The sequence below is a fragment of the Symbiobacterium sp. genome (genome assembly GCF_040797425.1).
In the GTDB taxonomy this organism is placed as follows: domain Bacteria; phylum Bacillota; class Sulfobacillia; order Symbiobacteriales; family Symbiobacteriaceae; genus Symbiobacterium.
In genome coordinates, this window is record NZ_JBFNEH010000074.1 from 1 (window position 1) to 10,779 (window position 10,779).

Sequence of the window (10,779 nt, forward strand, 5' to 3'; positions counted from 1 at the left end):
TGTGGCACAAGGGCTCCAGGCAGGCGCTGTATCCACGGCTGAAAAGCCGTGGCTCAATTGAAGCACCACCTGTGGCGGCTTCACTCGCTCGGCCGGATTCTGCGGGTATCCACGGCTGAAAAGCCGTGGCTCAATTGAAGCACGGTAATGGTGCACGGCGAGGAGGCTGGCGACTAGTATCCACGGCTGAAAAGCCGTGGCTCAATTGAAGCACGACCCAGACCGGATACTCCTCAGGATGATCCGGGGTGGTATCCACGGCTGAAAAGCCGTGGCTCAATTGAAGCTTACATACTGCGCCACCAGTTGGGCCACCTGATGCCGCGTATCCACGGCTGAAAAGCCGTGGCTCAATTGAAGCTTGATCTCGTGCTTGAACAGGATTCGGTCGTAGAAGGGTATCCACGGCTGAAAAGCCGTGGCTCAATTGAAGCGGCTGCTCAGGTTGCAAATCTGCAGGCGCGCATCAGTATCCACGGCTGAAAAGCCGTGGCTCAATTGAAGCTGGGGCGTGATGGAACCGACTCCGCACGGCCCGGAAGTCGTATCCACGGCTGAAAAGCCGTGGCTCAATTGAAGCTCCATAGCCGATGGTGTAACTTCGGCCCACAGTCCGCGTATCCACGGCTGAAAAGCCGTGGCTCAATTGAAGCTTGATGTAGTTCGCAGCCGCCTCCGCCGTCTTCCCGTATCCACGGCTGAAAAGCCGTGGCTCAATTGAAGCTTGTGGGAACGTCAACCTGCCGCTGTAAGCGGTATACGTGTATCCACGGCTGAAAAGCCGTGGCTCATTTGAAGCCCGTAGGGCACGAAGTAGCACTGCTTCTTGCTGGGCGAGTATCCACGGCTGAAAAGCCGTGGCTCAATTGAAGCCGACCCTGGCGTGGACGCCATTTTGCAAAACGCGACTGTATCCACGGCTGAAAAGCCGTGGCTCAATTGAAGCGCCGAAGCCCGAATAGAGCACGTCGTGGATCTCGCTGGTATCCACGGCTGAAAAGCCGTGGCTCAATTGAAGCAACACCCCGAACCGGGCCGTCAGCCGGATCTGGCCCGTATCCACGGCCGAAAAGCTGTGGCTCTGTTGAACATGCTGCACCGGGTCGCCACCGATGAAGTGCTTGACCAGGATTCATGGCTGAGAAGCCGCGGGCTCACGGGGGGCGAGCAGCCAAGTCCAGGAGAATCACATCCCAGGTCGTATTGCCCGAACGCGTGTCTACGAGTCGGCGGGGGGTAGCCAGCACCAGATACTGGCCACCCCCCGCCGTGTGGTTACTCCGCCTAGCTCCAAGTACAATTGTCTGTCTCTATACCACTGTTTCAGAAGGAAACTGATTCGGACCAGTGAATTCAGTAATGCATAGTAAAGTCGTTCGATTCGTCCCCGTCGGTTTTGGAAAAGGGGTGAGATATCGGTGCAATACCTTCGATGGTCCCCAAACCGCGACGAAGGACCAGAAAACTTCAGTACGCCAAGGCCTGGCGACCTCGTGTGGACTGATACCCTGACTGGTACTTGCTACCACTACGGTCGGGCCGAGGCCCGGTCGGCTGTCGGCGCTGCGCTTGCCCATTTGAGGGAACTACCCGCGCAGGCAATCTTCCAGGAACTGACTACGAACCAGGACCTTCGCAGGAGCGCCTTCGAGCTTCCTGCCGCCCCTGAGATTTACCACGGCCAGGGCGGTCCGCCGGTCGCCAGCCCCTGGCTCGTCGACAGAATCCTTGTCCGCACCGGCATCTTCGCTGCCCTGGTCGCGGGGCCCACCCGGCCCGACTGGCCCGAGCTGCGTAAGACGGCCCTGCTCTGGGGGCTCGACGACTACCCCAGGGAACCCGACCCGGCCGCACTCCCGATGGACCCTCACCTGCGCGCCGCCCTGGTGGCGGCGGACCGGCTGGCGCTGGGGCGGGATGACGTGGCGGTGCCAGCTGGGCCCGGCGTCGACCTGGTTAAGGGCGGCGTCGTGAAAGTCAAGCAGTACCTCCTGGAGACCAGCAAGATCAAGGCCATTCGCGGCGCGAGCACCTTGCTGGACAACATCAACCTCGCTCGCCTGCCCGCGCTGTTCCAGGGTGCGCCGTTCACTCCGGAGATGGTCGTCTACGCCGGCGGCGGCCACGTGTTGGCGATTGTGCCGGCCGGCGAGGGGCCCGCGTTGGCCCGGGAGATCGAACGGCTCTACGAGCGGGTCACCGCTTCCGCCCAGTGTGCTGCCGCTTCCCTGCACGCGCCGGTGGAGCGGCTGCACCATATGCGGACCTGCCTCGACGACCTGGAGATGGCCGTGAGAGAGCGGCAGATGGCCCGGCTTCCCGTGCCGGTCACAGGGTATCCGGACCCCGACATCAACTACATGGCCCAGAGCGGGGATCAGTATCGGCCATATGGTGAGCCCGCCAGCGGGGAGCGCTGTTCCTACTGCGGCATCCGGCCGGTCTCTTGGTCGACGGGCGACGAGCGGCTCTGCACCCCGTGCTGGCACAAGTTCATCGCCGGCACGGCCGAGCGCAGTCGGCTCTTTGCGGAGTACGCCGAGTATGCCGGGCTTGGGAAAGATACCGGTTTCAGACAGACCCTCGAGGATCTGGCGGGTGAGGGCCGCGATCTGGCTGTCTTCTACGGCGATGGCAACAACATGGGGCAGATCGTGCTGAACCTCGGTTCCCTCGCCGAGTACCGGCACTTCAGTTGCCGGAATGAAGACGCGGTCGTGAAGGCTACGTTCCAGGCTTTGAAGCAGAACGGCGTGAAGGCCGTCGAGTTCGTCGCCCTCGGCGGCGACGACCTGTTCTTCATCACCCCGGCCCAGAATGCCCTGGCGATTGCACACGACCTGGGCAGCCTCTTCGACCAAACCTTCTCCAACCGAACCCCGCAGGCGGGTGCTCGGGTCACCCCCATTACCATGTCGGTTGGCGTGGTCATCGCCCACAGCCACACCCCGATTCGCAACCTCTTCGAATTGCTGAGCGGGAGCCTGCTGCCCTCGGCCAAGCGGGCCGCCCGCACCGCTACGGTCCCTTCTGGCACTGTGGACATCCTGGCCCTCACCGGGGGACAGCTGCCGGAGGACGTGGAAGGCCGGCGCGGCCCTGGCAGGGACATCCGGGTCCGTTACACCCTGCGCCCATTCACCTGGAAACAGGCCGAAGCCTTCATGGAATTGGCCGCCGCCGTGGTCCAGAGTCAGACCTGGTCCACCGCCGGCCTTCACGCGCTGCGGGACGCGCTGATCCGCATGGGGCGGGCGGAAGCCGATTTGTACTATCGCTATCAGGTGGCCCGCCTGTTCCTTCAAACCAAGAAGAACAAGCAGTGGAACGCCGTGGAACGGGCGCTCGCACAACTGGCCGCCACGTATGGCGCCGAGGTGGACGGGCCCTTCTTCCGCCGGGGCGACGAGTACCTGACCCCCTGGATCGATCTCGTTGAGCTCATGCCGTACCTGGAAGGGGTGGAGTCCGATGCGGCGCAAGCAGAGCGTTGAGATCACCCTGCGGTGGCTACCCGACAGTCCGCTGCACGTCGGCTCGGGACGCAAGGGCGGGGGCTTTCTCGACCATTACCTGGTGCGCGACTCGAGCGGCCGGCCCATGATCCCGGGCTCCACCGTGAAAGGGCGCGTGCGGGCGTACACGCTGATGGCCTACCGCACGCTGGGCGGCACGGGACACCGGGAAGGGGAGCCCTGCGGCTGCCCTGTCTGCCGCCTCTTCGGCAGCCCCGGCGCCTCGCCCGGCAGCCTCGTGTTCGGCGACCTGCGCCTGGAGGCCGGGGAGGGCGAGGGCGTGCTGCTCAAAGCCGCCGTGGCGATCGATCGGTACACCCGTCGGCCCCGGGAAAACCATCTGCTGTTCGCCGAACAGGCCTGGGCGCCGGTAGACGCCGGTGCCGCCGCCTTCGCGGGACTTGTGGAAGGGTTCGTGGCGGGCAACTCGGATGGGGTCGGGCCGGAGGAACTCCTGGGCCTCCTGGGCACGGGCATCCGGCTGGTGCGCGCGCTGGGCTGGTCCAAGTCCCGCGGGCTCGGGCACGGCCGCTTTGCGTTTACCCTGCGGGTGGACGGCCAGCCCGTCAGCGATGAGGAATGGCGGAGGTGGGCAGAGGCATGGGAGAGCTGAAGCGGTTCGTCCTGCGCCTCACGGCGCGCTCCCCGCTGCTCATCGGTGACCGCCGGGCGGACACTCAGTACACCGAGTCCCTCGATCACATTCCCGGCAGCCGGCTGCGGGCGGCCTTCGCCCGGGCGATTCTCTCCGACTGTCCGCTGTTCGATCCTGCTGAGGCTCGCGACGGTCGCAGGTGGTGGGTGGTGTACCAGGGGCGCCCCGAGTGCGAGGGTTGTCCGTGGGCGACGTGGTGCCGCCAGTTCGAAGAGATCCGGTTCACCCAGGCCACCCCGGGCGGGGCGAGGATTCTCCCCCTTACCGCCATGGGCTGCAAGGTCGACTGTGGCCGCAGCGGCGTGATGGACACCCTGCTTCGCCGCCTTGCCTGGCAGCAGCGGCTCAGGGAGCGACCCGACGAGGACTGGCAGCCGCCCCGGTTCAACTGCGTCTGCGGCGGCCGCCTGGAGAATCGCGGCGGCTGGTACGATCCCCGGGCTGCCCGGCCGGTGTCCGGTCCCCGCCGCCAGGCCTTCACCCGCTTGATGATCGATCCCATCCGCGGCGCTGCGGCGCAGGGCCAGCTCTACACGCTTCTGCCGATTGCCCCCGGCGCTGAGTTCACGGCACAGGTCGAGGCGCCTGCACCACCGCCCTGCGCGGAACTCCGGGTGGGTGCGCGTACCACCACGGGATGGGGCCGGTGCGCGGTGGTGGTGACGGAGGCGGACGAATCTGAAGACGTTGGCGAACGCATCGGCCGGTTCCAGGCTGCGCTGGAGGCCGCCAGGCAGGCGGCGGGGCTCGGGCCGGCCCGCGACGTCTACCTGGCGCTCACGCTCCTCTCCCCCGCCCTGGTGGGGCCCCTGCCCGACGGTTCGCCGGCCCAACTGGGCGCCGCGGAAAGCAGGGCCATCCTGGCCGCTGCGCTGGGGTTGGACCGTCTTTTCCCGGGTGCGGAGCTGGCCCATGCCTTCACCGGCTATGAGATGAAGGGCGGCTGGCGGCTCTCGGATGGCGGCTGGGCGGAGTCCCGGCACTATCTGGTGGCGGGCTCGGTCCTGGTGTTGCGGCTGCGGCCGGGAGATGCCGGGGAACTGGCGGAGCGCTGCGCCCGCGCAGAGCGGTTAGGGATCGGGGAGCGGACCGAGGACGGTTTCGGTCAGGTTGAGGTGTGTGCGTCTTACCACGTGAGCGAGGCGGTGAGATAGGTGTTGGTGGCGACAGATCCCAGGCAGCGGGAGAAGCTGGTGCGCCTGGCCAACCAGACGGCGGAGCGCCTGAGCCCGGCGCTCACCGACAGGTCGGCGGGTGACAAGAAGATCGGTCTCACGCAGCTTCGGGCCCTGGCAGACGCCTGTCACCGAGCTGTGGTGGAGGCTGAAATCGAAGCCTTCCTGGCTTACCAGGAAGGGCGGGGAATCAAGGAGACGAAACGGGGCAAGAAAGACCGGGGGCCCCGGGATTTGCGGGGCGAGAGGCCGGATCAGCACGGCGAGATCGAGCGGGAAGGTTGGGCCGCACTGGTGGCTGTACGGTCGCCCGACGGCAGGGGCGTCCAGGAGCGATCCGCGGCCGACGTGGTGCTGGAGGCCATGCGGCGCGCGGTGGATCACCTGCCGGCTGACGCTCACCGGGAGCGGCTGGACACGCTGGCCCTCTTCTTCGGCTATCTCTACCGGGCGGCGGTGGCGGTGACCGCCGGGCAGAAGGAGGGAGCAAGGTGAGCGGCCTCTACGATGCCTTCCAGCGCCGCCTGCACGTGACGGGCACGCTGGTGACCGAGACCGGCCTGCACATCGGCGCGGCGACGGACGGTCTCGATCCCACCGCCGTAGACAACGCGGTGGTGCGCCTGCCCGACGGGCGTCCGTACATCCCCGGCTCCTCCCTGAAAGGTGTGCTGCGGAGCTTCATGGAGCGGCTGCAGAACAGCCCGGGCCACTGGCTGGTCAGCCCGGGCGCGCCTCCGTCCGAATGCCTCCACAACGAGAGTAGGAAGGACCTGGTGAAGCAGTTCAAACGGCACCGCAGGAGCGAGCGCGAACTGGCAGAATTCGTCTGGGACCACCTCTGCCCCGTCTGCCGGTTGTTTGGCAGCCAGGAGTTCGCCGGGCGCGTCCTGGTGGCCGATCTGATGCCGCTGGAGGACCGGGTGCTCCTGGAGCGCCGCCACGGCGTGGCCATCGACCGCGACACCCGCACGGCGGCCGGCGGTGCGCTGTTCGACCTGGAGGTGGTGGCCCCGGGGACCCGGTTCGCCCTCTCGATCCTGGTGGAGAACCCCAGCGACGCCCAGGTCCGAGACCTGATGGTTGTCCTTCTGGCCCTCTCCAACGGCGAGATTGCCCTCGGTGCCAAGACTGCCAGCGGCCTCGGGCGGGTGCGGCTGGTGGACGCCCGGATAGCGGACTACGGCGCCCGGGACGTGCTGGCTGCCGCCTGGGGCGGAGCGCGGCCCTCCTATTCGCTCGCCGAGTACGTTCGTCTGCTGGGGCTGGAAGCGGAGGAGCCGCGAGTGAGCCGGGAGGCGCTGCAGGCCGCCCTGGCGGCGCTCGGCCCCGAGGTGACTTGGCAGCAGGCGCAGGCGGTGCTCCGGGAAGTGTTCGGAGGTGAGCGCGGTGCATAGCAGGGCGGTCAACGAGGCGCGCTTCCGGTTTGCGGTTCTCCCCGCCGGCCCGTTGCTGATCCGTAGCGGCAGCGAGGACCCCCTGGATCCCACCCGGCCCGATATGGAGTGCGTCCGCTCCATCCACCCGGCCACCGGGAAGGAAAGCGTGGTGATCCCCGGCAGTTCGCTCAAGGGGGTCTTCCGCTCCCGGGCGGAGCAACTGCTGCGCGGGTTCCTCTACGGCTCCTCGATTTCCGTATGCAACCCGTTGGACCGCAAGGCGGCCTGCGGCAGACAGAAAGCCGTGCAAGAGGCCTCAGGGCCGCAGCGTTACCTGCGCCACTGCCCCGCCTGCCAGCTCTTCGGGAGCCTGGCCCTGGGCAGTCGGGTGTACTTCCGCGACGCCTTCCCGGCCCCCGCGCACCCGGTGGTGCTGGGCGAGCGCAAGAACGTGGCCATCGACCGGGTCACGGGCGGTGCCAGGGGAGGCGCCCTGTTCGGCCTGGAAGTGGTGGAGTCCGCCCGGTTCGAGGCCGAAATGGTGCTCTCCAACTACGACACGTGGCAGCTCTGCCTCCTGGCGGTCGTCCTGGACGACCTGAACCAGGGTTTCATCGGCCTGGGGTCAGGGACCAGCCGGGGGTACGGGCGCGTCACCATCCGCGACGTGGTGATTGCCCTGCGTGACTACCGCGCCGAGCCGCCCGGCCAGGTGACCGGGTACGAGCCGGACGACCGGCTACCCGTCCCCGTGGCGTGGACCCGTCGGGCGGCCGGATTCGAAGGGGAGATCTCCTTTGAGGCGCTCCTGGCCGCAGCCCGGGAAGTAGACTACGCCTCCGCCATCCGGCGCGAGGGGGGCGGCGGCCGATGAGGCAGAAGCCTTATGACTTCGTCCCGCTGGTGCCCCGGGTGGACCGCGCACCGGTTCCAGGGCACGACGTGCTGCTGCCCGACCGGTACAGCGGCGTAATCACGCTCTCCCTCGAGGTGCTGACGCCGCTTCACATCGGCACGGGGTTGGTCCGCGTGGGGGAGGGCGGCACGCTGGTCGGTGCGTTTCAGCGGGCCGGGGATCGCCTGGTCATCCCCGGGTCTGCCGTAAAGGGCATGGCGCGCTCCATTGTTGAGGCCGTCAGCTACAGTTGCGCCCCGCCGGCGCCGAAAGGCCGCAGCGTGCGAGAGATGCCCCGCGACAACGCCAGGCCGTGCAACGGAGAAGGTGATCCACCCCGCCTCTGCCCGGCCTGCGGGCTCTTCGGCTTCCTGAGCGGCGGCGCCCGGTACCGGGGGCGGGTGGGGTTTGGCCAGTTCGTGGCGGCCGACGGAACTCGTGTAGACCCGCAGCGACTTCGTCAACTGCACGAGCCACAGGCTTGTCGGGAGCACATCTATCTTAGAGGTCACGAGATTCGCGGTCGCAAGTTCTACTATCACGGGAAGCGGGTCGACCCGGTGGCCGCCGGAGGTAAGCTGGTTTACGAGGTGGCACCACCGGGAAGCCGGTTCACCGGCGAACTGCGGGTCACCAACGTAACGGAGGCGGAGCTCTCGCTGCTGTTCTTCGCCCTGGGGCTCGACGGCTCGTTCGCCCCCAAGCTGGGCTACGGGAAGCCGGCCTATCTGGGCAGCGTGCGGTTCCGGATCGAGTCTGCGAACCTGCGGCGGGGCGTGCGGATCGTGCCCGAGGCCGTGGGACTCCTCTTGGAACTGGCCCGGGCGTATTGCCCCCAGGATGAGGAAGAGAAGCGGCGGGTTCGGCAGAAGGCCCGCGGATACGGCCCTGTGGACCAGGTGCTGGAGGAGCGGGTGCGAAAGCTGCGCCAGATTCTCCACGTGGACCGTCCCCAGGGTCCGCCCTGGGATCCGGCGACCGGGGGGTACTGAGCATGGAACGGCACGAGGCGCTGGCGATTGCCATGCAGCTCCTGGACGACCCGACCTTGGGCCAGTACGAGAGCAACCGCGGTGAGGTCGGGGTCTGGACTGACTCAGCTTTGGGCAAGGTTACGGACCTTCTGCGCAGCGCTCTGGCGCCCGATGGCAGCGAGCTGCCGGACTCGCTGGCGAAGGGGCTGGCGGCGGCACAGAAGCTGGGGGACTGGGGTTTCGACCGGAATGTGGCCCGCCAGATCCATTCCATCGTGGACACCCTGCTCGCGTACCAGGAAAAGCCCCTGCGGCTTGAGCGGCCGGAACTGAGCGGCATCACCAGCATGGCGGACCTCTACATGGTCTTCTGCTACCTGCGCCGGCTCTGGAAGGTGAGGCGGGAAGTGGCGGAACCCGTCGCCCGGGCGCGAGGGGCAGCGCAGCCCGCGATGCGGCCGGGGCGCCCGGTACAGCAATCCGGGCGGACGCAGCGGCAGGAGGCGGAGTCGGCACCGGTCGACCCCCGGTGGCAGAAGCTGTGGGAGCTGCACCAGAGCATGCAGGCAAGAAAGCAATAGGGTTTCGTCCACCCGGTCGGTGCCGCCGAGGGCGGCCTCTGGCCGGGACGGTGAGTCGACGAGGAGGAAACGCACATGGACAGCGTGCTGGTCGTCACCGTGGGGGGATCGTTCCGGCCGGTCCTGGTGGCGGTGCAGGAGTATGAGCCTGACTTTGTATGCTTCATCTGTTCGACTGATTCTGCGCGCGAGGTCGACGGCCCCGGGACCCCCTGCGCACTCCGCCGCGGCAGCGAGGTCATCGGGCGTTACCCGTCCATCGTAGTGCAGGCAGGGCTGGCGCCGGATCAGTACCAGATCGAGATCGTGCATGACCCCGATGATCCGCAGGAGGCCTACGAGACAGCCCGCCGGGTGATCCGCGACTGCCACGCCCGGTTCCCGGGCCGTACACTCTACGTGGCCTACACGGGCGGAACCAAGTCGATGTCCGCCGGTGCCCTCATGGCGGCTTTCGACGACGGTCACTGCATGGTGGTGAACATTCGCGGGAAACGGGCTGAACTCTCGGTGGTGCAGGAAGGGACGGAGACTCCGGAGGTCACGGACGTGCGCGCACTGTACGCCCGGCGGCGCGTGGAGATCGCACTGGAGGCCTTCACCCGCTACGACTACGTCGCCGCCGAAGCGGTGTTGAGGGAGGCGGTGGCGCGCGACGTCGACCGCGACCTTAAGGCACTGGTGCGTGACCTCCGCCAACTGGCCCGGGGCCTGGCCGCCTGGGATCGGGCCGACTACGATCTGGCCGCGACCCTGTTGAATGGGCTGGAGGGTTTTCTCACGCCCGCTCATCGGCAACTGCTCGGCAAGGTGCGGGACAAGACTCGCATTCTCCGCACCGTGGGCAGCCGGTGGCGGGAGCCCGAGATGATTCGGGTTTCTGATGTGCAGTACCTCACTCCGGAGCCCGTCTATGACCTGATTCTGAACGCCCGGCGGCGCGCCAGCCAGGGCCGCTTTGACGATGCGGTGGGCCGCCTTTACCGGGCGCTGGAGCTCTACGCCCAGATCGAGTTGCTCCGGCGGGATGAGCCTGTGCTCACCGCCAACGTGCTGCCCGAGCGGCTGCCCGAGTCGGTCCGACCCTGGCTGGAGCAGCAGCGGCACAGCGACCGAATCGCACTCGGCCTGGTGGCAGCCTACGACTTGCTCGCGCAGCTGGCACATCCGGCAGGCCTGGTGTGGGCGGAGCGGCGCGGGGCGATGCTGGCCGCTCTCGAGGCGCGCAACCATTCGCTCCTGGCACACGGCTTCGTGCCCGTGACCGCGGAAGTGTACGCCAGCGTGCAGGACTCCATCGAGAGCTTCATCGGCGCGGCCGACGCCGCCCTGGGGCGCGCAGAAGGGCTCGCCAGGGCGCCTCAGTTTCCGCAGACCTTGCCTGAGGAGACGCTGGCAGCCCTGCGCTAGACAAATCTGCGCCGGAAGGGAAAAGGAAGCAAATGGTGAACGGCGTCTGGTACCGGCTTCACGGCGCCACCTTGCCCCCCGTTACCGAGGTGTTGATGGTGGGCGAGGTGGCCCGCCGCGCGGCGCTGGCGCAGTTCGGGGCCCTGGGGGGAGACTCCTCGCCGGTGCTGGCCGGCCACCTCGGGGACGGCAAGG

Annotated in this window: 9 protein-coding genes and 1 CRISPR repeat array; all 9 genes read left to right on the forward strand. The window is 67.4% G+C overall.

What is annotated here, in order from left to right; genetic code table 11:
- Positions 1 to 28 precede the first annotated feature (28 nt).
- Positions 29 to 1,091: direct repeats of the CRISPR family, unit length 36 nt; unit sequence GTATCCACGGCTGAAAAGCCGTGGCTCAATTGAAGC.
- A gap of 486 nt (positions 1,092 to 1,577) precedes the next feature.
- The 9 genes from AB2385_RS15640 to AB2385_RS15680 all read left to right on the forward strand — a co-directional run bounded on the left by AB2385_RS15640 (position 1,578) and on the right by AB2385_RS15680 (position 10,584).
- Positions 1,578 to 3,494, forward strand: a complete 1,917-nt coding sequence (locus tag AB2385_RS15640; RefSeq protein ID WP_367655947.1) for a hypothetical protein — start codon at positions 1,578 to 1,580, stop codon at positions 3,492 to 3,494.
- Entirely contained in the window at positions 3,472 to 4,128 is a 657-nt protein-coding gene (locus AB2385_RS15645; protein WP_367655948.1) for an RAMP superfamily CRISPR-associated protein, read from the forward strand. Before AB2385_RS15640 ends, AB2385_RS15645 begins: the two co-directional genes overlap by 23 nt.
- Positions 4,116 to 5,324, forward strand: a complete 1,209-nt coding sequence (locus tag AB2385_RS15650; protein ID WP_367655949.1) for a hypothetical protein — start codon at positions 4,116 to 4,118, stop codon at positions 5,322 to 5,324. Before AB2385_RS15645 ends, AB2385_RS15650 begins: the two co-directional genes overlap by 13 nt.
- Positions 5,325 to 5,840: a hypothetical protein gene (locus AB2385_RS15655; protein ID WP_367655950.1), complete on the forward strand. Its 516-nt coding sequence runs from the start codon at positions 5,325 to 5,327 to the stop codon at positions 5,838 to 5,840. It begins immediately after the preceding gene.
- Positions 5,837 to 6,742, forward strand: a complete 906-nt coding sequence (csx7, locus tag AB2385_RS15660; protein ID WP_367655951.1) for a CRISPR-associated RAMP protein Csx7 — start codon at positions 5,837 to 5,839, stop codon at positions 6,740 to 6,742. The genes AB2385_RS15655 and csx7 (AB2385_RS15660) overlap by 4 nt, the downstream gene beginning before the upstream one ends.
- Positions 6,735 to 7,598 (forward strand): CRISPR-associated RAMP protein Csx7, encoded by an 864-nt coding sequence (gene csx7, locus AB2385_RS15665; protein WP_367655952.1) that lies wholly within the window; start codon positions 6,735 to 6,737, stop codon positions 7,596 to 7,598. The genes csx7 (AB2385_RS15660) and csx7 (AB2385_RS15665) overlap by 8 nt, the downstream gene beginning before the upstream one ends.
- Positions 7,595 to 8,611, forward strand: a complete 1,017-nt coding sequence (locus AB2385_RS15670) for an RAMP superfamily CRISPR-associated protein (RefSeq protein ID WP_273380155.1) — start codon at positions 7,595 to 7,597, stop codon at positions 8,609 to 8,611. Before csx7 (AB2385_RS15665) ends, AB2385_RS15670 begins: the two co-directional genes overlap by 4 nt.
- A gap of 2 nt (positions 8,612 to 8,613) precedes the next feature.
- Positions 8,614 to 9,174, forward strand: a complete 561-nt coding sequence (locus AB2385_RS15675) for a hypothetical protein (protein ID WP_273380156.1) — start codon at positions 8,614 to 8,616, stop codon at positions 9,172 to 9,174.
- A gap of 75 nt (positions 9,175 to 9,249) precedes the next feature.
- On the forward strand, positions 9,250 to 10,584 hold the full coding sequence (locus tag AB2385_RS15680) for a TIGR02710 family CRISPR-associated CARF protein (protein WP_367655953.1): 1,335 nt from the start codon (positions 9,250 to 9,252) through the stop codon (positions 10,582 to 10,584).
- Positions 10,585 to 10,779 lie beyond the last annotated feature (195 nt).